Source organism: Escherichia sp. MOD1-EC6021 (assembly GCF_002965245.1).
Classification (GTDB): Bacteria; Pseudomonadota; Gammaproteobacteria; order Enterobacterales; family Enterobacteriaceae; genus Escherichia; species Escherichia coli_F.
In genome coordinates this window covers 25,951-47,527 of sequence record NZ_PTRU01000028.1, presented here as the reverse complement: position 1 = coordinate 47,527, position 21,577 = coordinate 25,951, and the positions used below count along the sequence as shown (strand labels likewise).

The window sequence follows — 21,577 nt, the reverse complement described above, 5'->3', positions numbered from 1 at the left end:
TTTTCAGCGATAAATAATGCGGCACGTCACATTTTTTCTCGCTATTTGTTGGAGGACAAACATTTATTTTATCAATGTTTTAAAATTTTGAATACAGATATTGATCATCTCGAACAATTGATTAACATCAACTTTCACCCTCCTTACAGGACGTCATTTTGTGAATGCAATCGTTTCCCCTCGTTTCTACTGTCACCATAGTTACTAAATAGCATTTTGTGTTGAGGATCACAAAACGAATAATTGATGTTCATCGCTATACGATCAGAAGAAGAGAACAAGGAGGATTTTCGTTGTGCTTTACATCGTTGTAGACCACAGAATTTTGCTTCGTTGACTGTAATGCCGGGTAATTGAGCGTTTTTTGATAGTTGTGAGCGAACCGTGCAAGGAAAATAAGCATTGATTATTGTTTGTCATGATGACAAGGCAGGCATCAATGAAAGGTTATTCGGTTTCACATTTTTTACCCCCTTCGATACCACCAATGTACGAAACTGTTAACACTTATAATAGAAACATTGATTATTGGAAGGTAAAAATAAAATTTGCCGAGATTATATCGACAAATGACGTTAATGAAATTTACAGCATAAGCAATGAATTGCGGAGAATATTATCTGCGATTACTGCATTGAATGTCTATAAAGGTGATGTTTCTTCTGTAATGATCCGAATCCAACCGGAAAATAGAAGTCCATTCATCATAGATATTTCTACAGGAGTAAATGATGATTATATAATACAAACTTTAGATGTAGGCACATTTTCACCTTTTGGCGAAAAATGTACTTGTTCAGCCATCAATAGAAAAGATCTGGAGTGTATCAAGGAGACAATTTTTAAGTTTTGCGCAAAGTTCACGCAAAAAGAAGTTATCTTAACGGAATTTAATCATTTTAATAAAACTGACAATGTTTCAGATTGTTGGCAAATTCTCTTTTTTTCACCAGATCATTTTAATCATGATTCTCATTGATTATTTAAAAAGGATAAAATAATGTTCCCGGTTTCATCAATAGGTAATGACTTAGGTAATGATTTAGTACGTATAAAAATGAATGACATTCCTGAACCCCCCATAATAAATGACCTCAAAGCACTAGCACCAGGTGTAGTAAAACTAAAACAGACTTCTAATCAAATGCTCACGTTAATCTGCGCGTTGCAACCTGGTGGAACATGTATTATCGATGGTGATTTTCAACAAGAATTAGCATACTTAAAAAATGTAATACTTTATAATGACTCGTCTCTTCGCATAGATTTTTTAGGTTATAATGCCCAAATAACGCAACGATCAGACAATACCTGCAAGCTTATAATTTGTGAACCGTTAAATAACATAAAAATTTCAGCAGACATCATGAACACAAATTGTTCATTAGAGGAAATTTACAATGAAATCAGAAGATTAAATGTAATCTTTAGCTCTGGAGCAGGCGACGTAATAGATTTATCCTATCTGGACTTGCATAACGTCGATTTAACTGGTTATGATTTTTCAAATAAACATATGGCTTACGCGACTTTAGATCCCTTTACATTGTTTACAACAAAGTTTACTAAAACCAATATGTACAATATAAATTTTATGCGTTCGACACATAATGGTACTATCTCATGGAATTCTTTATTAAAAATCACCCCAGCGTTAACAAGTATCAGCGATGATTATTCCAGAGAAAAAATCAACTTTGTCGAAAGTTGTTTAAATGAGCTTGGAGATTTAACCGAAGATCAATTAAAAATCATGAGATATGCGATTATAAAATCCATACCAACAGCAAATATAACAGACAAATTAGAAAAAGAATTAACAAAAAGCATATATAAAAATTCCTCAAAAATTAATAATTATTTGAGCAAAGTTAAATTACCAGAGATGAAAAACTTCTCATTAGAAAAAGCATATGATTATATCGACAAAATTATTGAAGAATATGATTGCGTCAAAAAAAATGATTACCAAACCGATCCAGAAATTAATTATACTGTCGATTACAACCTAGATTACACTAACTCAAACGACTTGCTTTCAGATAATAGCCTGGAGGAAGAGAGAGATTCTGTTGACAATTCCTTTTCAGACGATGAATTTAGCTTCAACGAGTGTCGTTTTATTAGCAAAGAATATACGTATGATTACGATCTTTTAAATGAAATATAAATGTAATGATTTCTTGCAAAGTCTATTATTAATAGCTTAGATATTCGTTCATCTTTCCGTCTGCACCAAAAGTAAAAGCTTGCCGAAGCAGGTTCGAGACTGATGATAAACACAAAATTGCCTGAGGCGCTACGCTTATCAGGCCTACATTGCCTCTGTGCAATATATTGAATTTTCGTTGTTTTGTAGGCCAGATAAGACGTTCATCTTTCCGACCACCCTCCTCAAAAGCAAAAACCCGCCAGTTTACGCTGGCGGGTTTTCGTTAAAATAGGTGAAACTGACCGATAAGCCGGGTTCTGTCGTGGACAGTCATTCATCTAGGCCAGCAATCGCTCACTGGCTCAAGCAGCCTACCCGGGTTCAGTACGGGCCGTACCTTATGAACCCCTATTTGGCCTTGCTCCGGGTGGAGTTTACCGTGCCACGGACTGTTACCAGCCGCGCGGTGCGCTCTTACCGCACCCTTTCACCCTTACCTGATCCCGCTTGCGCGGGCCATCGGCGGTTTGCTCTCTGTTGCACTGGTCGTGGGTTTCCCCCCCAGGCGTTACCTGGCACCCTGCCCTATGGAGCCCGGACTTTCCTCCCCTCCGCCCGTCTCCCCCGAAGAGGACGACGACGAAGCGGCGACTGTCTGGTCAGCTTCGGCGCGCAGTATAGAGGGTTTGCGCGCCCTTGTCACCCCGCGTTGCGCATTCCAATCGCCAGTGTCGCGGCGATATTACGTGAAGCACGGTAAATATTGTCATAAGCCCCGCGGAATGCTTCGTCCAACGTACCAATACTGGTCAATACGCTGAAGACCGCATCAATGCCATGCTGATGTACAACGCCAACATCATTGGTCAGGCTACCCGCAATGCCAATCACCGGTTTATGGTACTTTTTCGCCACGTTTGCGACGCCAATCGGAACCTTGCCGTGTATACTCTGGCTGTCAATACGCCCTTCACCGGTGATCACCAGCGTACAATCGTGAATATGTTCCTCCAGATTCAGCGCCGTCGTGACGATTTCAATACCACTTTTCAGTTCCGCACCAAGAAACGCCATCAGCGCCGCGCCCATACCGCCCGCAGCTCCTGCGCCGGGGACATCTTTCACATCAACATGCAGCGCTTTTTTAATGACATCGGCATAGTGAGAGAGGTTATTGTCCAGCTCGACAATCATCGCTTCACTGGCTCCCTTTTGTGGGCCAAAGATGCGCGATGCGCCGTTATCGCCCACCAGCGGATTGGTGACATCACAAGCGACGCGAATAGCACAATCTTTTAAGCGCGGATCGAGGCCGGAAATATCAATATCATTCAGAGTATTAAGGCTACCGCCGCCAAAACCAATTTCATTGCCGTTGGCATCGCATAATTTCGCCCCCAGCGCCTGCACCATGCCTGCGCCGCCGTCGTTGGTGGCGCTGCCGCCAATGCCGATAATAATGTTTGTCGCGCCGCTCTCCAGCGCCTGCAGGATTAACTCGCCAGTACCGCGTGAAGTGGTCACAAGTGGATCGCGTTTTTCCGCAGGTACCAGTTCCAGCCCACTGGCCGCCGCCATTTCAATAAACGCGGTTTTGCCATCGCCGGAGATCCCCCAACTGGCATTCACTTTCTCGCCCAGCGGCCCTGTAACCCAAGCGTGACGTTCAGCCCCCTGGGTGGCTGCAATCATGGCTTCCACCGTTCCTTCACCACCGTCGGCAACCGGAACGGAAACATACTGTGCATCAGGAAAAATTTCCCGAAATCCTTTTTCTATCGCCTGCGCAACCTCGCTGGCAGATAAACTTTCTTTATAAGAGTCTGGGGCGATTACGATTTTCATACCTATGCCTGTTACCACATGACGCCGGAGGGCGTTTCTCTTATTCGGCCTGGATTCCAGGCCCGGATTGCAATACGCCATCCGGGCACGACGTCATTAGCGAGTAACTTCGACTTTCGCCAGTTTTTCGTAGTAGCACGCCAGAGCGCTATGATCCGCCGTTCCTAAACCATCTGCTCGCAGTGCCTGCATCATCTCCATAACCGCAGCTGTGAGCGGCAGTTGCGCGCCGACGCCGTGGGAAGTATCCAGCGCATTTGCCAGATCCTTAATATGCAGATCAATACGGAAGCCCGGCTTGAAGTTGCGGTCCATCACCATCGGCGCTTTGGCATCCAGCACGGTACTGCCCGCCAGTCCACCGCGAATTGCCTGATACACCAGATCCGGGTTAACGCCCGCTTTGGTTGCCAGCGTTAACGCTTCTGACATCGCGGCAATATTCAGCGCCACAATGACCTGATTTGCCAGTTTGGTGACGTTACCTGCACCGATTTCCCCGGTATGCACCACGGAACCCGCCATCGCTTTCATCAAATCATAGTATTTGTCGAAAATAGCCTTGTCGCCGCCCACCATCACTGACAGCGTACCGTCGATGGCTTTCGGTTCACCGCCGCTCACCGGGGCGTCCAGCATATCAATGCCTTTCGCTTTCAGCGCTTCGCTTATTTCACGGCTTGCCAGCGGTGCAATAGAACTCATATCGATCAATACCGTACCTGGCTTCGCGCCTTCAATAATGCCATTCTCACCCAGCGCCACCTCTTTCACATGAGGGGAGTTTGGCAGCATGGTTATGATGACGTCGCACTGTTCAGCGATCGCTTTAGCCGTAGAAGCTGTTTCTGCACCTGCAGCAATCACGTCAGCAATAGCTTCTGGGTTACGGTCAGCAACCACCAGCGAGTAACCTGCTTTCAGAAGGTTTTTACTCATTGGTTTACCCATAATCCCCAGGCCAATAAAACCAACTTTCATAGTCATATCAATCATCTCTCTTGTTGCGGTGGTGGTTATTTTTTAAAGGTATCAGCCAGTTTCTGAGTGGCAGAGCGGAAGACGCCGAGATCGCTGCCGACAGCCAAAAACGTCGCGCCCCATTCCAGATAACGACGCGCATCGGCTTCGACCGGCGCGAGGATACCGCTGGGTTTGCCGTGCGCACTGGCACGGTTAAAAATATGCTGGATTGCTTTTTGTACATCCGGGTGCGAGGCATTGCCGAGATGGCCTAATGCCGCAGCCAGATCGCTGGGGCCGACGAAGATACCGTCTACACCTTCGGTAGCGGCAATGGCATCGACGTTATCTACGCCCTGCTGACTTTCTATCTGGACCAGAATGGTGATGTTCTTGTTCGACTGAGCGAAATAATCCGCCACGGTGCCAAACATATTGGCGCGGTGAGAAACGGAGACGCCGCGAATGCCTTCCGGTGGGTAACGGGTTGATGCCACCGCCTGCTCTGCTTCCTCTTTTGTTTCTACAAAAGGAATCAGGAAGTTATAGAAACCGATATCCAGAAGACGCTTTATAATTACCGGCTCGTTGGTCGGCACTCGCACTACTGGCGCGCTGGCGCTGCCTTTCAGGGCCATTAACTGCGGAATAAACGTGGAGATATCGTTTGGCGCATGTTCGCCATCCAGCACCAGCCAGTCAAACCCAGCCAAACCAAGAACTTCAGTGCTAATCGGGTTAGAGAGTGCTGACCAGCAACCAATTTGTACCTGTTTCGCAGCCAGTGCTGCTTTGAATTTATTCGGGAAAACATCGTTATTCATCGCTTATACCTTTGCTTATTTCTGCAATTCCATACGTTTAATGTCGCCAACTACGAAGAGGTAGCAGACCATCGCCATCAGCGCTGAACATCCCACGAAAACCAGTGCTGCATTGAAGGAGTGCAGTTCACTTACCAGGTAGCCAATCACCAGTGGAGTGACAATGGAGGCAACATTTCCAAAGACGTTAAAGACGCCGCCGCAGAGGCCAACAATCTCTTTCGGCGCGGTGTCAGAAATCACCGGCCAGCCCAGCGCGCCAAATCCTTTGCCAAAGAAGGCCAGCGCCATCAGCATGACCACCAGCGTGGTGTTATTGGTGTAGTTACATAAGATGATGGTGGAAGCCAGCAACATTCCCAGCACAATCGGTAACTTACGTGCCAGGGTCAGGGACAAACCGCGTTTGATCAGATAATCCGAGAAGACACCACCGAGCACGCCGCCCGCAAAACCACACAGTGCCGGAATCGAGGCGACCAGACCCACTTTCAGAATCGACATGCCTTTTTCCTGCACCAGATAAATCGGGAACCAGGTAAGGAAGAACCAGGTGATGGTGTTGATAAAATATTGCCCGAAAAATACACCCAGCATCATGCGGTTAGAGAGCAATTGCTTGATGTAATGCAGTTTGGGACCGCTTGCTGCCGCGCTGCCCGGCTTTTTGTGGTCCATATCGACCACCGCGCCATTTTCAGATATAAACTTCAGCTCTTCCGCAGACATACGTGGGTGATCTGTCGGGTTATGAATCAACTTGATCCACAGCGCCGTCAGCACAAACCCAATCACCCCCATAACGGTAAAGACGTGCTCCCATCCCCAGGCGAAAGTCAGCCAGCCAAGCAGAGGCGAAAAGAGCGCCAGCGAGAAATATTGCGCCGAGTTAAAGATGGCGGAGGCAGTACCACGTTCTTTCGTCGGGAACCAGGCGGCGACAATACGGGCGTTCGCCGGGAATGATGGCGCTTCCGAGAAGCCGAGCATAAAGCGCATAAAGAACATGGAGATCCCTGCCCAGGCCAGCGGGAACATATCAACAAAGCCTTGCAGGAAGGTGAATAGCGACCAGAAAAAGAGGCTGTAGGTGTAAACTTTTTTCGAGCCAAACTTATCAAGCAGCCAGCCGCCGGGGATTTGCATCAGCAAGTAGGCCCAGCCAAAAGCAGAAAAGATGTAACCCATCGAAACCGCACTTAACTGCAACTCTTTTGCCACTTCGGTACCAGCAATAGACAGCGTTGCACGATCGGCGTAGTTAACGGCGGTAACAATAAAAATAATCAGTAATATTAAATAGCGGGTATGCACGCCTTTCTTTTTTACGTCAACGGTGTCCAGAATCATTTTATTTACCTCGGGTACTTATGCTGATTTTTATTATTATGGGGAAGGTGTTATTTATGAGTTTTATTTATGCCGTTACGACAATGAACTCAGGAATTAGTATAAGCAGCGAGAGAATAATAATCATTGTGCAAATGCTAATTTAATTATTACTATTTAAATATTATTTTGAGCATATGCACATAAGGTTGCGCGCTAAAGCACAGATTTGCGCTTTACCCTGCCGGGCGGCACTGCAATCCCTGAAATGATTGACATTGATCACATTTCTGCGTTTAAACTCCTGACATTCTTATTTCACCCAATGAAGTCATTTATTTTTTAAATGAGACCAGGTCCTCATTTTAATAACCCCTGGCTGGAGAATATTGCACAATGGCCAACATCGAAATCAGACAAGAAACGCCAACTGCGTTTTATATAAAAGTTCACGACACAGATAATGTGGCAATTATTGTTAATGATAATGGCCTGAAAGCAGGAACGCGTTTTCCGGATGGGCTGGAATTAATTGAACATATTCCCCAGGGGCATAAAGTCGCATTGCTGGACATTCCGGCTAATGGTGAAATTATTCGTTATGGCGAAGTGATTGGTTACGCCGTGCGCGCAATCCCACGCGGAAGCTGGATCGACGAATCAATGGTTGTACTACCGGAAGCGCCGCCGTTACACACGCTGCCACTGGCAACCAAAGTCCCGGAACCCTTACCGCCGCTGGAAGGATACACCTTTGAGGGCTATCGCAATGCTGATGGCAGCGTGGGCACCAAAAACCTGCTCGGCATCACCACCAGCGTCCACTGTGTGGCAGGCGTGGTGGACTACGTAGTAAAAATCATTGAACGCGATCTGCTACCGAAATACCCGAACGTCGATGGCGTGGTGGGGCTGAATCATTTGTACGGTTGTGGCGTGGCGATTAACGCACCGGCGGCAGTTGTGCCTATTCGTACCATTCACAATATTTCGCTGAACCCTAACTTTGGCGGCGAAGTAATGGTGATTGGTCTGGGTTGTGAAAAGTTGCAGCCTGAACGCCTGCTGACTGGAACGGATGATGTGCAAGCTATTCCAGTAGAAAGCGCCAGCATTGTCAGTTTGCAGGATGAAAAGCATGTCGGTTTTCAGTCCATGGTCGAGGATATTTTGCAGGTCGCCGAACGCCATCTACAAAAACTGAATCAACGTCAGCGAGAAACCTGTCCGGCTTCAGAACTGGTTGTCGGCATGCAGTGCGGTGGCAGCGATGCGTTTTCTGGCGTAACGGCAAATCCAGCCGTGGGTTATGCATCTGATCTACTGGTGCGCTGCGGTGCAACAGTGATGTTCTCGGAAGTCACAGAAGTGCGTGACGCGATCCATCTGCTGACGCCGCGCGCAGTGAACGAAGAGGTCGGCAAGCGTCTGCTGGAAGAGATGGAGTGGTACGATAACTATCTCAATATGGGAAAAACCGACCGCAGCGCCAACCCTTCGCCGGGCAACAAGAAAGGCGGTCTGGCAAATGTGGTGGAGAAAGCGCTCGGCTCCATTGCTAAATCGGGTAAAAGCGCAATTGTTGAAGTGCTGTCGCCCGGTCAACGCCCGACTAAACGCGGATTAATTTACGCCGCGACACCAGCCAGCGATTTTGTCTGTGGCACGCAACAGGTGGCATCAGGGATTACCGTGCAAGTGTTTACGACCGGTCGCGGCACGCCATATGGCCTGATGGCAGTACCCGTCATTAAAATGGCGACCCGCACCGAACTGGCAAACCGTTGGTTTGACTTAATGGATATCAACGCAGGCACCATCGCCACCGGCGAAGAAACCATAGAAGAAGTGGGCTGGAAGCTGTTCCACTTTATTCTCGACGTCGCCAGCGGGAAGAAGAAAACCTTCTCGGATCAATGGGGGCTGCATAACCAGCTGGCGGTGTTTAACCCGGCACCGGTGACCTGATTTCTTTTGGAACGTCCCTCGCAAAACATGGCCTTAGTGCCATGTTTTTATTGTTTAAAGTCCACACATCCATTAATAATGCATTTGCATTACCTTAGTTCAAGCTTATAATTTGAGCAGAAAACAGGCTGTAAAAGGACAGTAAATAATGCCCGCTAATGCTCGCTCTAACGCTGTACTGACCACTGAATCAAAGGTCACGATACGCGGACAAACAACTATCCCCGCGCCAGTGCGTGAGGCCTTAAAACTGAAGCCAGGCCTGGACAGCATTCATTACGAAATTCTGCCTGGTGGGCAAGTATTTATGTGCCGACTGGGAGATGAACAGGAGGATCATACTATGAATGCATTTTTGCGTTTTCTGGATGCAGATATCCAGAACAACCCGCAAAAAACTCGTCCATTCGACATTCAACAAGGAAAGAAACTTGTCGCTGGCATGGACGTCAACATTGACGATGAGATTGGCGACGACGAATAATGGATTTTCCACAAAGGGTTAATGGTTGGGCGCTATATGCTCATCCCTGTTTTCAGGAAACCTACGATGCTTTAGTTGCCGAAGTCGAGGCATTAAAGGGAAAAGATCCTGAAAATTATCAGAGAAAAGCTGCCACAAAGTTATTGGCGGTGGTCCATAAAGTGATTGAGGAGCATATCACGGTCAATCCATCATCACCGGCATTCCGTCATGGCAAGTCGTTAGGCTCTGGGAAAAATAAAGACTGGTCACGGGTAAAATTTGGTGCTGGTCGCTATCGTCTCTTCTTTCGTTACAGTGAAAAAGAGAAAGTCATCATTCTGGGATGGATGAACGATGAAAACACGCTGCGCACCTACGGTAAAAAAACAGATGCCTATACCGTATTCAGTAAAATGTTAAAAAGAGGACATCCTCCTGCCGACTGGGAAAGCCTCGCCCAAGAGACAGAAGAAAACCATTGATGGTGTTCACAATGCCCGCCGAACGCATTGGTGTTGACCAGCGGGCATCCTTTCTCATTCCCCGACCAGAATCACTTCAACCCCAGCCTTTCGCAGTCCTTCCAGACTATCCGCAGGAATGCCTTCATCAACAATGATCATGTCGATACGTTGAGTATCAATGATCTTATGTAAACTGGAACGATTGAACTTACTGGAATCGGTGACCACGATGATCCGTTCCGCAACTTCGCACATCCGACGGTTTAAACGGGCTTCATCTTCATTATGCGTGCTGACGCCGCGCTCCAGATCGATCGCATCTACGCCGAGAAAAAGCATATCAAAGTGGTAATTTTGTAGCGATTGTTCAGCCTGATCGCCGTAAAAAGATTGCGACTGACGCCGCAAATGCCCGCCGGTCATCAGCAGCTCAACGCCTTCCGCTTCCAGCAACGCATTAGCCACGTTCATACCATTGGTCATCGCAATTACGTCAGTGTGCTTGCGCATCAGACGAGCAATCTCAAAAGTGGTGGTCCCGGAATCGAGGATCACCCGATGACCTGGCTGAATCAACTCAACGGCAGCTTTCGCAACGCTGCGTTTCATCGCAGTGTTCAGCGCGCTTTTATCTTCCACTGATGGCTCGACTGACGGCGTCGTGCTATCGCAGATCAACGCGCCGCCATAGGCCCGCACAGCGATCCCCTGCTTTTCCAGAAACGCCAGATCGTTGCGGATCGTCACAGTAGATACGCCATACAATGCCGACAGATCGTTAACCTGCACACTCCCTTGCTGTCGCAGGCGCTGAATGATTTGTTCTCGTCGCTCGCTGGTGCCTGTCACTCGCTTCTCGCCTGAAGCGTCGGTATTACTCATAGTAAGTCCTTTCGTAAAACTTTCGTTTCATTTCGTTTTGCCTATTAACGCCTTTCTATTAAGCAAATGCAAGCCCACATTGCCCCCAGCCGCAAGCTACTCTCGTTTTAGAGACTTTCATTATGTTTCTTTTGTGAATCAGATCAGAAAACTATTATCTTTCGTTTTATTTTTATCTCACCATGACGCAGTATCAACTGAAACAAAACGAAAGATTAATATCGCAGCAATCTGAACTGGAGAGGAAAGTGAAACATCTGACAGAAATGGTGAGGCAGCACAAAGAGGGCAAAACAAATGGGATTTATGCCGTTTGTTCCGCACACCCGCTGGTGCTGGAAGCTGCAATCCGCTACGCCAGTGCAAACCAAACACCGTTACTGATTGAAGCGACATCCAATCAGGTGGACCAGTTCGGCGGTTATACCGGAATGACACCCGCCGATTTTCGCGGCTTTGTTTGTCAGCTCGCCGACTCATTGAATTTCCCACAAGACGCGTTGATTCTGGGTGGTGATCATCTGGGGCCAAACCGCTGGCAAAACCTGCCTGCCGCTCAGGCGATGGCCAATGCCGATGATTTGATTAAAAGCTACGTGGCGGCAGGATTCAAAAAAATTCACCTTGATTGCAGCATGTCCTGTCAGGACGATCCGGTTCCCTTAACCGATGACATCGTGGCTGAACGCGCCGCCCGACTGGCTAAAGTCGCGGAAGAAACCTGCCGTGAACACTTTGGCGAAGCCGATCTGGTGTATGTCATTGGTACCGAAGTGCCGGTACCTGGCGGCGCGCATGAAACCTTAAGCGAGCTGGCGGTCACTACGCCGGATGCCGCCCGCGCCACGCTGGAAGCCCATCGTCACGCCTTTGAAAAGCAAGGTCTGAATGCCATCTGGCCACGCATCATTGCTCTGGTGGTACAACCCGGCGTCGAATTCGATCACACCAACGTTATTGATTATCAGCCAGCTAAAGCGACCGCCTTAAGCCAGATGGTCGAAAACTACGAAACGCTGATTTTCGAAGCGCACTCTACCGATTACCAAACGCCGCAATCGCTGCGCCAGCTGGTGATTGACCACTTTGCCATTCTGAAAGTTGGTCCGGCGCTAACCTTCGCCCTGCGTGAAGCTCTGTTCTCTCTGGCGGCGATTGAAGAAGAACTGGTGCCAGCAAAAGCCTGTTCCGGTCTGCGTCAGGTGCTGGAAAACGTGATGCTCGACCGCCCGGAATACTGGCAAAGCCACTACCACGGTGACGGCAACGCACGTCGCCTGGCGCGTGGTTATAGCTACTCGGATCGCGTGCGCTACTACTGGCCGGACAGCCAGATTGATGACGCTTTCGCCCATCTGGTTCGTAACCTGGCGGATGCACCAATTCCGCTGCCGCTCATCAGTCAGTACCTGCCGCTGCAATACGTGAAAGTTCGCTCCGGCGAGCTGCAGCCAACGCCACGGGAACTCATTATCAACCATATTCAGGACATCCTGGCGCAGTACCACACAGCCTGTGAAGGCCAATAAGCAAAACAAAGAGGAACACGCTATGCCAAATATTGTTTTAAGCCGGATTGATGAACGCTTGATTCACGGTCAGGTCGGCGTTCAGTGGGTCGGATTTGCGGGGGCAAATCTGGTGCTGGTAGCCAATGATGAGGTTGCCGAAGATCCGGTACAACAAAACCTGATGGAAATGGTACTGGCAGAAGGGATCGCCGTACGTTTCTGGACGCTGCAAAAAGTGATCGACAACATCCACCGCGCCGCCGATCGGCAGAAAATCCTGCTGGTTTGTAAAACACCTGCCGATTTCCTGACGCTGGTTAAAGGTGGGGTCCCGGTGAGTCGCATTAACGTTGGCAACATGCACTATGCCAATGGCAAGCAGCAAATTGCCAAAACGGTTTCTGTGGATGCGAGCGATATCGCGGCATTTAACGACCTGAAAGCCGCTGGGGTGGAATGCTTCGTTCAGGGCGTTCCGACAGAACCGGCTGTGGACCTCTTTAAATTACTTTGAGGGATTCATTATGGAAATCAGTCTGTTGCAGGCATTTGCGTTGGGCATTATCGCCTTTATCGCTGGCCTGGATATGTTTAACGGCTTGACCCATATGCACCGCCCGGTGGTCCTCGGCCCGTTAGTTGGGTTGGTGCTTGGCGATCTGCATACCGGTATTTTAACCGGCGGTACGCTGGAACTGGTGTGGATGGGGCTGGCACCGCTGGCGGGCGCACAGCCGCCTAACGTGATTATCGGAACTATCGTCGGCACGGCGTTTGCCATTACTACTGGCGTGAAACCGGATGTCGCGGTCGGTGTCGCCGTACCTTTCGCTGTCGCAGTACAGATGGGGATTACCTTCCTGTTCTCGGTGATGTCTGGCGTGATGTCCCGCTGCGACCGGATGGCGGAGAACGCCGATACTCGCGGCATTGAACGCGTGAACTATCTGGCATTGCTGGCACTCGGCACGTTCTATTTTCTCTGCGCTTTCCTGCCTATCTATTTCGGCGCGGAACATGCAAAAACCATCATTGATGTCCTGCCACAACGGTTAATCGACGGCCTTGGCGTCGCGGGCGGCATCATGCCAGCAATCGGTTTTGCCGTGCTGCTGAAAATCATGATGAAAAACGTCTACATCCCCTACTTCATCCTGGGCTTCGTTGCCGCCGCCTGGCTCAAGTTACCGGTGCTGGCTATTGCTGCCGCCGCGCTGGCGATGGCGCTGATCGACCTGCTGCGTAAATCTCCTGAACCGACTCAACCTGCGGCAAAGAAAGAGGAATTTGAAGATGGCATCTAATCAAACCACCCTGCCGAACGTCAGCGAAAATGAAGAGACACTACTGACAGGCGTCAATGAAAACGTATACGAAGATCAGAGCATTGGCGCGGAGCTAACAAAAAAAGATATCAACCGCGTCGCCTGGCGTTCCATGCTGTTACAAGCTTCTTTTAACTACGAGCGTATGCAGGCTTCCGGCTGGTTGTACGGTCTGCTGCCTGCTCTGAAAAAGATCCACACTAATAAACGCGACCTGGCGCGCGCCATGAAGGGACATATGGGTTTCTTCAATACCCATCCATTTCTGGTGACGTTTGTTATTGGCATTATCCTCGCGATGGAGCGTTCTAAGCAGGACGTTAACAGTATTCAGAGCACCAAAATTGCCGTCGGTGCGCCGCTCGGCGGGATTGGAGATGCGATGTTCTGGCTAACGTTACTGCCGATTTGTGGCGGGATTGGTGCCAGTCTGGCATTGCAAGGCTCTATTCTTGGCGCAGTCGTGTTTATTGTGCTGTTTAACGTGGTACACCTGGGGCTGCGTTTTGGTCTGGCGCATTATGCTTACCGCATGGGCGTGGCGGCGATCCCACTCATTAAAGCGAATACCAAAAAAGTCGGCCATGCAGCGTCTATCGTTGGGATGACGGTGATCGGCGCGCTGGTGGCAACCTATGTTCGTTTAAGCACCACGCTGGAAATCACGGCGGGCGACGCAGTGGTTAAGCTGCAGGCTGACGTTATCGACAAACTGATGCCTGCCTTCTTACCGCTAGTCTACACCCTGACCATGTTCTGGCTGGTACGCCGCGGCTGGAGTCCGCTGCGCCTGATTGCGGTTACCGTGGTTCTTGGCATCGTCGGTAAATTCTGTCATTTCCTTTAAATACAATGAGGTATTAGATGTTAAGTATTATTTTGACAGGGCATGGCGGATTTGCCAGCGGCATGGAAAAAGCAATGAAGCAAATCCTCGGCGAGCAGTCGCAGTTTATCGCCATTGATTTTCCGGAAACCTCAAGCACTGCGCTGCTTACATCGCAGCTTGAAGAGGCCATCGCCCAACTGGATTGTGAAGACGGCATTGTTTTTCTGACAGATTTGCTGGGCGGCACACCGTTTCGCGTGGCTTCAACGCTGGCGATGCAAAAACCGGGCTATGAAGTGATCACCGGCACCAATTTGCAACTGTTGCTGGAAATGGTGCTGGAGCGCGAAGGGTTAAGCGGTGAAGAATTCCGTGTACAGGCGCTGGAGTGTGGACACCGTGGGCTGACCAGTCTGGTGGATGAATTAGGCCGCTGCCATGAAGAATGTCCGGTCGAGGAAGGAATATGACACACGTTCTGCGCGCCAGAAGACTGCTGACTGAGGAGGGCTGGCTTGATGATCATCAGTTGCATATTGCTGACGGTGTAATTGCAGCAATCGAACCGATTCCAGTGGGCGTGGCTGAACGCGATGCGGAACTGCTCTGCCCCGCTTATATCGATACCCATGTACACGGTGGTGCGGGCGTTGATGTTATGGATGACGCGCCGGATGTGCTCGACAAGCTGGCAATGCACAAGGCACGGGAAGGTGTCGGCAGTTGGTTGCCGACTACCGTAACCGCGCCGCTTAATACCATTCATGCGGCGCTGGAACGTATTGCTCTACGCTGCCAGCGCGGTGGACCTGGTGCGCAAGTGCTGGGGAGTTATCTCGAAGGACCGTACTTCACGCCGCAGAATAAAGGCGCACATCCGCCGGAGCTGTTTCGCGAGCTGGAAATTGCCGAGCTGGATCAATTGATTGCTGTTTCACGGCATACCTTGCGCGTGGTGGCGCTGGCACCGGAAAAAACGGGCGCGTTACAAGCCATTCGTCATCTTAAACAGCAGAACGTGCGGGTAATGCTGGGACATAGCGCAGCAACCTGGCAACAAACCCGCGCCGCATTTGATGTTGGTGCCGACGGCCTGGTGCATTGCTATAACGGGATGACAGGATTACATCACCGCGAACCGGGAATGGTTGGTGCGGGTTTAACGGACAAGCGCGCCTGGCTGGAATTGATAGCCGATGGGCATCATGTACATCCGGCGGCGATGTCGCTGTGTTGTTGCTGTGCGAAAGAGAGAATCGTGCTGATCACCGACGCGATGCAGGCAGCCGGGATGCCGGATGGTCGCTATACGTTATGTGGTGAAGAGGTGCAGATGCACGACGGCGTTGTCCGTACCGCGTCCGGTGGACTGGCGGGCAGTACGCTGTCTGTTGATGCGGCTGTTCGCAATATGGTCGAGCTGACGGGCGTAACGCCAGCGGAAGCCATCCATATGGCGTCGCTGCATCCGGCGCGAATGCTGGGTGTTGATGGTGTTTTGGGATCACTTAAACCGGGCAAACGCGCCAGCGTCGTTGCGCTGGATAGCGGACTGCATGTGCAACAAATCTGGATTCAGGGTCAATTAGCTTCGTTTTGATGGTTTGCTCCTTTATTGGGCCTTCACTTCCCCCGTAAGGCCTTTCTTTTTCTTTCGTTTTAATCTGTGCAGTGGTGTCGAATGCGACGCTGGCGCGTCTTATCCGCTCTACGGTACGCCGCTTCCAGCAATCGGTACACATAGCGACGTCATCACGCAATCCTTTAATCTTCCCTTGTCTTTTCTTTCAACGATCACAAATTTCGTTTTATTTCTTTTTTCTCCATTGAACTTTCGATTTCTTTTCTATAGATTTTAATCAACGAAACGAATCACCAAGTGAAATGAAACGAAAGGCAAGCGAAACCTGCAATGCCGGAAGTCAAGTTCATCAGACTAAGGATTGAGTTATGCCAGAAAATTACACCCCAGCGGCCGCCACCACCGGCACATGGACTGAAGAAGAGATCCGCCATCAGCCTCGCGCATGGATCCGTTCACTCACCAACATCGACGCGTTACGTACAGCGCTCAATAACTTCCTTGAACCGTTACTGCGCAAAGAGAATCTGCGGATCATCCTGACCGGAGCCGGAACCTCGGCATTTATCGGTGACATCATCGCGCCGTGGCTTGCCAGCCATACCGGCAAAAACGTCAGCGCCGTACCGACCACCGATCTGGTCACCAATCCAATGGAATACCTGAACCCAGCGCATCCACTGCTGTTGATCTCCTTCGGTCGATCCGGCAACAGCCCGGAAAGCGTCGCTGCCGTGGAACTGGCAAATCAGTTTGTACCGGAATGCTATCACCTGCCGATCACCTGCAACGAAGCGGGCGCTCTTTACCAAAACGCGATCAACAGCGACAACGCGTTTGCCCTGCTGATGCCCGCAGAAACGCACGATCGCGGCTTTGCGATGACAAGCAGCATTACCACTATGATGGCCAGCTGCCTCGCGGTTTTCGCACCTGAGACAATCAATAGCCAGACCTTCCGCGACGTAGCGGATCGTTGCCAGGCGATCCTGACCTCACTGGGCGATTTCAGCGAAGGTGTGTTTGGTTACGCACCGTGGAAACGGATCGTTTATCTCGGCAGTGGTGGATTACAGGGTGCAGCACGCGAGTCGGCGCTGAAAGTGCTTGAACTAACGGCGGGTAAACTGGCGGCCTTTTATGATTCCCCGACCGGATTCCGTCATGGGCCTAAATCACTGGTCGATGACGAAACGCTGGTGGTGGTGTTTGTCTCCAGCCACCCCTATACGCGTCAGTATGATCTTGATCTGCTGGCAGAACTCCGCCGTGACAACCAGGCAATGCGCGTAATCGCCATCGCCGCGGAAGGCAACGACGTTATTACCGCCGGTCCACATATCATCCTGCCGCCGTCACGTCACTTTATCGACGTTGAGCTGGCATTTTGCTTCCTGATGTACGCCCAGACGTTTGCACTGATGCAGTCGCTGCACATGGGCAATACGCCGGATACCCCATCAGCCAGCGGCACCGTTAACCGTGTGGTGCAAGGCGTAATCATTCATCCGTGGCAGGCATAAGAGGATCGCATTATGAGCATTATCTCCACCAAATATCTGTTACAGGACGCCCAGGCCAATGGCTACGCGGTGCCTGCTTTTAACATTCATAACGCCGAGACGATCCAGGCGATCCTCGAAGTGTGCAGTGAAATGCGATCGCCGGTGATCCTCGCCGGGACGCCGGGGACCTTTAAACATATCGCGCTGGAAGAGATCTACGCCCTGTGTAGTGCCTATTCCACAACCTACAACATGCCACTGGCGCTGCATCTCGACCACCACGAATCACTCGATGATATTCGCCGTAAAGTCCACGCAGGCGTGCGCAGTGCGATGATCGACGGCAGCCACTTCCCGTTTGCCGAGAACGTAAAGCTGGTGAAATCGGTTGTCGACTTCTGCCACTCGCAGGATTGCAGCGTGGAAGCAGAACTGGGCCGCCTGGGCGGTGTGGAAGATGACATGAGCGTTGACGCCGAAAGTGCATTCCTGACCGATCCACAAGAAGCTAAACGCTTTGTCGAACTGACTGGCGTCGACAGCCTGGCGGTAGCGATTGGTACGGCGCACGGCTTATACAGCAAAACGCCGAAGATTGATTTCCAGCGGCTGGCGGAAATTCGTGAAGTGGTGGATGTTCCTCTGGTGCTGCATGGTGCCAGCGATGTCCCGGATGAATTTGTCCGCCGCACTATTGAACTTGGCGTCACAAAAGTAAACGTTGCCACAGAATTAAAAATAGCTTTCGCTGGCGCGGTTAAAGCCTGGTTTGCGGAAAATCCGCAGGGTAATGATCCTCGTTATTATATGCGCGTCGGTATGGATGCGATGAAAGAAGTTGTCAGAAATAAAATTAATGTCTGTGGTTCAGCAAATCGAATTTCAGCATAATCATTAGTTTTTTATGATTTATCCCAATGTACTTCCCGATTAATATCGGGGAGTGCCTTAATGGTAAAGGAGATAACTAAACCTTAATAAATACATCAGTAAAATATCGCAACAATAATATATTTAAAAAAATTATATTATTCAACTTTATGGTGAGGATTACACAATGAGCAGTCCAAATATTCTCTTAACCCGTATTGATAACCGTCTGGTTCACGGTCAGGTTGGTGTGACCTGGACATCTACCATCGGTGCAAATCTGCTGGTAGTCGTGGATGATGTTGTCGCTAACGATGATATTCAACAGAAATTAATGGGTATTACCGCGGAAACCTACGGCTTTGGCATTCGTTTCTTTACTATCGAAAAAACCATTAACGTCATCGGCAAAGCTGCACCGCATCAGAAAATCTTCCTGATTTGCCGCACGCCACAAACGGTACGTAAATTGATAGAAGGTGGCATTGACCTGAAAGATGTCAACGTCGGCAATATGCATTTCTCGGATGGTAAAAAGCAAATCAGCAGTAAAGTTTATATCGACGATCAAGATCTCGCGGACTTACGCTTTATTAAACAACGCGGTGTGAATATTTTTATTCAGGACGTCCCCGGCGATCAAAAAGAACAAATCCCTGACTAAATTCAAAAATCGCCTTAATACTGGTTTGAGGTAATAAAAATGCATGAAATAACCCTAATTCAGGGATTATCCCTGGCGGCGTTAGTTTTCGTTCTGGGGATTGATTTTTGGCTGGAAGCCTTATTTTTATTCCGCCCGATAATCGTTTGTACCCTAACTGGCGCTATTCTCGGTGATATTCAGACTGGCTTAATTACCGGTGGTCTGACTGAGCTGGCTTTCGCCGGATTAACCCCTGCCGGTGGTGTTCAGCCGCCCAACCCGATTATGGCGGGTCTGATGACCACCGTCATTGCGTGGTCTACTGGCGTCGATGCCAAAACGGCAATTGGTCTTGGCCTGCCGTTTAGTTTGTTAATGCAGTACGTCATTCTGTTCTTCTATTCCGCTTTCTCATTATTTATGACCAAAGCCGATAAATGCGCGAAAGATGCGGATACGGCAGCGTTTTCCCGACTTAACTGGACAACGATGCTCATCGTCGCTTCAGCGTATGCGGTGATTGCTTTCCTCTGTACTTACCTGGCGCAAGGGGCGATGCAGGCGCTGGTGAAAGCGATGCCCGCCTGGCTGACCCACGGCTTTGAAGTGGCTGGCGGCATTCTGCCTGCCGTTGGTTTTGGCCTGCTGCTGCGCGTAATGTTCAAAGCGCAATATATCCCTTACCTGATCGCCGGTTTCTTGTTTGTTTGCTACATCCAGGTCAGCAACCTGTTGCCAGTTGCCGTACTGGGTGCAGGCTTTGCGGTGTATGAGTTTTTCAATGCGAAATCCCGGCAGCAAGCGCAACCGCAGCCCGTTGCCAGTAAAAATGAAGAAGAGGACTACAGCAATGGGATCTGAAATCAGTAAAAAAGATATCACCCGTCTGGGCTTTCGTTCGTCACTCCTGCAAGCGAGCTTTAACTACGAAAGGATGCAGGCGGGCGGTTTTACCTGGGCGATGTTGCCGCTCCTGAAAAAGATTTATAAGGACGACAAACCGGGCCTAAGCGCGGCGATGAAAGATAACCTCGAATTTATTAATACCCACCCGAATCTGGTCGGATTCCTGATGGGGTTATTAATTTCGATGGAAGAAAAAGGAGAAAACCGCGACACCATTAAAGGCCTCAAAGTGGCACTGTTTGGCCCAATCGCCGGGATTGGTGATGCGATTTTCTGGTTTACCTTATTGCCGATTATGGCGGGAATTTGCTCATCATTTGCCAGCCAGGGAAACTTGCTGGGGCCGATTCTATTTTTCGCCGTTTACCTGCTTATCTTTTTCCTGCGCGTCGGCTGGACCCACGTCGGTTATTCAGTCGGCGTGAAGGCGATCGATAAAGTGCGAGAGAACTCGCAGATGATTGCTCGTTCGGCAACCATCCTCGGGATCACGGTAATCGGCGGGCTGATCGCTTCGTATGTGCATATTAACGTGGTGACATCGTTTGCCATCGACAGTACCCACAGCGTCGCGCTGCAGCAGGATTTCTTCGATAAAGTCTTCCCGAACATTTTACCGATGGCCTACACCCTGTTGATGTATTACTTCCTGCGGGTGAAAAAAGCGCATCCGGTGCTGTTAATCGGCGTGACTTTTGTGCTCTCTATTGTTTGTTCCGCATTCGGCATTTTGTAAATGGAACGAGGCACTGCGTCTGGTGGTGCCTCTTTACTAAAGGAATTTCATCCTGTGCAAACCCTTCAACAAGTTGAAAACTATACGGCGTTAAGTGAACGTGCCAGCGAATATTTATTGGCCGTGATCCGTAGCAAACCGGATGCTGTGATTTGCCTGGCGACCGGAGCCACGCCATTACTGACGTATCATTATCTGGTAGAAAAAATCCACCAGCAGCAGGTTGATGTCAGCCAACTGACCTTCGTGAAGCTCGACGAATGGGTGGATCTGCCATTAACGATGCCTGGCACCTGCGAAACTTTCCTTCAACAGCATATCGTGCAGCCGCTGGGGCTACGTGAAGACCAGCTCATCAGCTTTCGCTCTGAAGAGATAAATGAGACAGAGTGCGAACGGGTAACGAACCTGATTGCGCGCAAAGGCGGTCTGGATTTATGCGTTCTCGGATTGGGAAAAAACGGCCATCTTGGGCTGAACGAACCGGGAGAAAGTCTGCAACCAGCAAGCCATATCAGCCAGCTTGATACCAGAACGCAACAACATGAGATGTTAAAAACCGCGGGCCGTCCCGTGACTCGTGGGATCACTTTAGGCCTGAAGGATATTCTCAATGCCCGCGAAGTTTTGTTACTGATAACTGGCGAAGGAAAGCAGGATGCGACAGAACGTTTTCTCACGGCTAAAGTCTCTACCGCTATCCCGGCTTCGTTTTTATGGCTGCATAACTATTTCACATGCATGATTGATGAGATGTGTCGTCGTTAAATCGCC

General features: G+C 49.5%; 23 protein-coding genes and 1 other RNA gene. 18 read left to right on the top strand and 6 right to left on the bottom strand.

From position 1 onward, the window contains the following. The 3 genes from tdcR to BEB54_RS22760 all read left to right on the top strand — a co-directional run. A partial coding sequence (gene tdcR, locus BEB54_RS22770) for a transcriptional activator TdcR (RefSeq protein WP_201798173.1) occupies positions 1-201 on the top strand: 201 nt, incomplete at its 5' end. 238 nt (positions 202-439) lie between these two features. Then, positions 440-979 (top strand): hypothetical protein, encoded by a 540-nt coding sequence (locus BEB54_RS22765; protein WP_001352916.1) that lies wholly within the window; start codon positions 440-442, stop codon positions 977-979. 21 nt (positions 980-1,000) lie between these two features. Then, the gene (locus BEB54_RS22760; RefSeq protein WP_105276790.1) at positions 1,001-2,170 is read left to right on the top strand and encodes a hypothetical protein; all 1,170 of its coding nucleotides are present in this window, start codon (positions 1,001-1,003) and stop codon (positions 2,168-2,170) included. Positions 2,171-2,442: 272 nt separating this feature from the next. Here BEB54_RS22760 and rnpB read toward each other — a convergent pair. The 5 genes from rnpB to garP all read right to left on the bottom strand — a co-directional run bounded on the left by rnpB (position 2,443) and on the right by garP (position 7,134). Beyond that, positions 2,443-2,819: RNase P RNA component class A (gene rnpB / locus BEB54_RS22755), an RNA gene on the bottom strand. Positions 2,820-2,851: 32 nt separating this feature from the next. Beyond that, positions 2,852-3,997, bottom strand: a complete 1,146-nt coding sequence (gene garK, locus BEB54_RS22750; protein ID WP_001352915.1) for a glycerate 2-kinase — start codon at positions 3,995-3,997, stop codon at positions 2,852-2,854. Between the two features lie 96 nt (positions 3,998-4,093). Beyond that, complete coding sequence (gene garR, locus BEB54_RS22745) at positions 4,094-4,984, bottom strand: 2-hydroxy-3-oxopropionate reductase (RefSeq protein ID WP_001303675.1); 891 nt, start codon at positions 4,982-4,984, stop codon at positions 4,094-4,096. A 29-nt stretch (positions 4,985-5,013) separates the two neighbouring features. Further along, positions 5,014-5,784 carry a 2-dehydro-3-deoxyglucarate aldolase gene (gene garL / locus BEB54_RS22740; RefSeq protein WP_105276791.1) on the bottom strand — a complete coding sequence of 257 codons (771 nt, stop codon included), beginning with the start codon at positions 5,782-5,784 and terminating at the stop codon, positions 5,014-5,016. Between the two features lie 15 nt (positions 5,785-5,799). Beyond that, complete coding sequence (garP, locus tag BEB54_RS22735; protein ID WP_000599651.1) at positions 5,800-7,134, bottom strand: galactarate/glucarate/glycerate transporter GarP; 1,335 nt, start codon at positions 7,132-7,134, stop codon at positions 5,800-5,802. A 375-nt stretch (positions 7,135-7,509) separates the two neighbouring features. Here garP and garD point away from each other — a divergent pair, with 375 nt between their 5' ends. The 3 genes from garD to yhaV all read left to right on the top strand — a co-directional run bounded on the left by garD (position 7,510) and on the right by yhaV (position 10,029). Further along, the gene (garD, locus tag BEB54_RS22730) at positions 7,510-9,081 is read left to right on the top strand and encodes a galactarate dehydratase (protein ID WP_001273763.1); all 1,572 of its coding nucleotides are present in this window, start codon (positions 7,510-7,512) and stop codon (positions 9,079-9,081) included. A gap of 148 nt (positions 9,082-9,229) precedes the next feature. Beyond that, positions 9,230-9,565: a type II toxin-antitoxin system antitoxin PrlF gene (gene prlF / locus BEB54_RS22725; protein WP_001296435.1), complete on the top strand. Its 336-nt coding sequence runs from the start codon at positions 9,230-9,232 to the stop codon at positions 9,563-9,565. Continuing rightward, positions 9,565-10,029 carry a type II toxin-antitoxin system ribonuclease toxin YhaV gene (gene yhaV, locus BEB54_RS22720; RefSeq protein ID WP_000347250.1) on the top strand — a complete coding sequence of 155 codons (465 nt, stop codon included), beginning with the start codon at positions 9,565-9,567 and terminating at the stop codon, positions 10,027-10,029. The genes prlF and yhaV overlap by 1 nt, the downstream gene beginning before the upstream one ends. 54 nt (positions 10,030-10,083) lie before the next feature. Here yhaV and agaR read toward each other — a convergent pair whose 3' ends face one another. Further along, a complete protein-coding gene (gene agaR / locus BEB54_RS22715) occupies positions 10,084-10,893 on the bottom strand; it encodes an aga operon transcriptional regulator AgaR (RefSeq protein WP_000072187.1) in 810 nt (269 codons plus the stop codon). Positions 10,894-11,141: 248 nt separating this feature from the next. Here agaR and kbaZ point away from each other — a divergent pair, with 248 nt between their 5' ends. The 12 genes from kbaZ to BEB54_RS22650 all read left to right on the top strand — a co-directional run bounded on the left by kbaZ (position 11,142) and on the right by BEB54_RS22650 (position 21,571). Further along, positions 11,142-12,422 carry a tagatose-bisphosphate aldolase subunit KbaZ gene (gene kbaZ / locus BEB54_RS22705; protein WP_104917761.1) on the top strand — a complete coding sequence of 427 codons (1,281 nt, stop codon included), beginning with the start codon at positions 11,142-11,144 and terminating at the stop codon, positions 12,420-12,422. A 22-nt stretch (positions 12,423-12,444) separates the two neighbouring features. Beyond that, entirely contained in the window at positions 12,445-12,918 is a 474-nt protein-coding gene (gene agaV, locus BEB54_RS22700) for a PTS N-acetylgalactosamine transporter subunit IIB (protein WP_032303829.1), read from the top strand. Between the two features lie 10 nt (positions 12,919-12,928). Further along, positions 12,929-13,708: a PTS N-acetylgalactosamine transporter subunit IIC gene (agaW, locus tag BEB54_RS22695; RefSeq protein WP_105276793.1), complete on the top strand. Its 780-nt coding sequence runs from the start codon at positions 12,929-12,931 to the stop codon at positions 13,706-13,708. After that, positions 13,698-14,576, top strand: coding sequence for a PTS N-acetylgalactosamine transporter subunit IID (gene agaE / locus BEB54_RS22690; protein WP_001295548.1), 879 nt, complete (start codon positions 13,698-13,700; stop codon positions 14,574-14,576). The genes agaW and agaE overlap by 11 nt, the downstream gene beginning before the upstream one ends. A 17-nt stretch (positions 14,577-14,593) precedes the next feature. After that, on the top strand, positions 14,594-15,028 hold the full coding sequence (gene agaF, locus BEB54_RS22685) for a PTS galactosamine/N-acetylgalactosamine transporter subunit IIA (RefSeq protein ID WP_032303830.1): 435 nt from the start codon (positions 14,594-14,596) through the stop codon (positions 15,026-15,028). Further along, a complete protein-coding gene (nagA, locus tag BEB54_RS22680; protein WP_105276794.1) occupies positions 15,025-16,158 on the top strand; it encodes an N-acetylglucosamine-6-phosphate deacetylase in 1,134 nt (377 codons plus the stop codon). The genes agaF and nagA overlap by 4 nt, the downstream gene beginning before the upstream one ends. A 350-nt stretch (positions 16,159-16,508) precedes the next feature. Continuing rightward, positions 16,509-17,663: an AgaS family sugar isomerase gene (locus BEB54_RS22675; RefSeq protein WP_105276795.1), complete on the top strand. Its 1,155-nt coding sequence runs from the start codon at positions 16,509-16,511 to the stop codon at positions 17,661-17,663. Between the two features lie 12 nt (positions 17,664-17,675). Continuing rightward, positions 17,676-18,536, top strand: coding sequence for a tagatose-bisphosphate aldolase subunit KbaY (gene kbaY / locus BEB54_RS22670; protein WP_000022766.1), 861 nt, complete (start codon positions 17,676-17,678; stop codon positions 18,534-18,536). A gap of 166 nt (positions 18,537-18,702) precedes the next feature. Then, positions 18,703-19,179, top strand: coding sequence for a PTS galactosamine transporter subunit IIB (gene agaB, locus BEB54_RS22665; protein WP_105276796.1), 477 nt, complete (start codon positions 18,703-18,705; stop codon positions 19,177-19,179). A 39-nt stretch (positions 19,180-19,218) separates the two neighbouring features. Continuing rightward, complete coding sequence (agaC, locus tag BEB54_RS22660; protein WP_104919914.1) at positions 19,219-20,022, top strand: PTS galactosamine transporter subunit IIC; 804 nt, start codon at positions 19,219-19,221, stop codon at positions 20,020-20,022. Then, positions 20,012-20,803, top strand: coding sequence for a PTS galactosamine transporter subunit IID (gene agaD / locus BEB54_RS22655; protein ID WP_000534360.1), 792 nt, complete (start codon positions 20,012-20,014; stop codon positions 20,801-20,803). The genes agaC and agaD overlap by 11 nt, the downstream gene beginning before the upstream one ends. Further along, the gene (locus tag BEB54_RS22650; RefSeq protein ID WP_072157066.1) at positions 20,804-21,571 is read left to right on the top strand and encodes a galactosamine-6-phosphate isomerase; all 768 of its coding nucleotides are present in this window, start codon (positions 20,804-20,806) and stop codon (positions 21,569-21,571) included. Positions 21,572-21,577: the final 6 nt, after the last annotated feature.

Bases quoted from the DNA above. Each gene is read 5' to 3' on its own strand.
- BEB54_RS22650 (WP_072157066.1), top strand. From the start codon at position 20,804: ATGGAACGAGGCACTGCGTCTGGTGGTGCCTCTTTACTAAAGGAATTT.
- agaW (WP_105276793.1), top strand. From the start codon at position 12,929: ATGGAAATCAGTCTGTTGCAGGCATTTGCGTTGGGCATTATCGCCTTT.
- agaF (WP_032303830.1), top strand. From the start codon at position 14,594: ATGTTAAGTATTATTTTGACAGGGCATGGCGGATTTGCCAGCGGCATG.
- agaC (WP_104919914.1), top strand. From the start codon at position 19,219: ATGCATGAAATAACCCTAATTCAGGGATTATCCCTGGCGGCGTTAGTT.
- agaR (WP_000072187.1), bottom strand. From the start codon at position 10,893: ATGAGTAATACCGACGCTTCAGGCGAGAAGCGAGTGACAGGCACCAGC.
- garK (WP_001352915.1), bottom strand. From the start codon at position 3,997: ATGAAAATCGTAATCGCCCCAGACTCTTATAAAGAAAGTTTATCTGCC.
- BEB54_RS22675 (WP_105276795.1), top strand. From the start codon at position 16,509: ATGCCAGAAAATTACACCCCAGCGGCCGCCACCACCGGCACATGGACT.
- garP (WP_000599651.1), bottom strand. From the start codon at position 7,134: ATGATTCTGGACACCGTTGACGTAAAAAAGAAAGGCGTGCATACCCGC.
- BEB54_RS22765 (WP_001352916.1), top strand. From the start codon at position 440: ATGAAAGGTTATTCGGTTTCACATTTTTTACCCCCTTCGATACCACCA.
- garD (WP_001273763.1), top strand. From the start codon at position 7,510: ATGGCCAACATCGAAATCAGACAAGAAACGCCAACTGCGTTTTATATA.
- garR (WP_001303675.1), bottom strand. From the start codon at position 4,984: ATGACTATGAAAGTTGGTTTTATTGGCCTGGGGATTATGGGTAAACCA.
- agaD (WP_000534360.1), top strand. From the start codon at position 20,012: ATGGGATCTGAAATCAGTAAAAAAGATATCACCCGTCTGGGCTTTCGT.
- yhaV (WP_000347250.1), top strand. From the start codon at position 9,565: ATGGATTTTCCACAAAGGGTTAATGGTTGGGCGCTATATGCTCATCCC.
- agaV (WP_032303829.1), top strand. From the start codon at position 12,445: ATGCCAAATATTGTTTTAAGCCGGATTGATGAACGCTTGATTCACGGT.
- garL (WP_105276791.1), bottom strand. From the start codon at position 5,784: ATGAATAACGATGTTTTCCCGAATAAATTCAAAGCAGCACTGGCTGCG.
- BEB54_RS22760 (WP_105276790.1), top strand. From the start codon at position 1,001: ATGTTCCCGGTTTCATCAATAGGTAATGACTTAGGTAATGATTTAGTA.
- kbaY (WP_000022766.1), top strand. From the start codon at position 17,676: ATGAGCATTATCTCCACCAAATATCTGTTACAGGACGCCCAGGCCAAT.
- agaB (WP_105276796.1), top strand. From the start codon at position 18,703: ATGAGCAGTCCAAATATTCTCTTAACCCGTATTGATAACCGTCTGGTT.
- agaE (WP_001295548.1), top strand. From the start codon at position 13,698: ATGGCATCTAATCAAACCACCCTGCCGAACGTCAGCGAAAATGAAGAG.
- nagA (WP_105276794.1), top strand. From the start codon at position 15,025: ATGACACACGTTCTGCGCGCCAGAAGACTGCTGACTGAGGAGGGCTGG.
- prlF (WP_001296435.1), top strand. From the start codon at position 9,230: ATGCCCGCTAATGCTCGCTCTAACGCTGTACTGACCACTGAATCAAAG.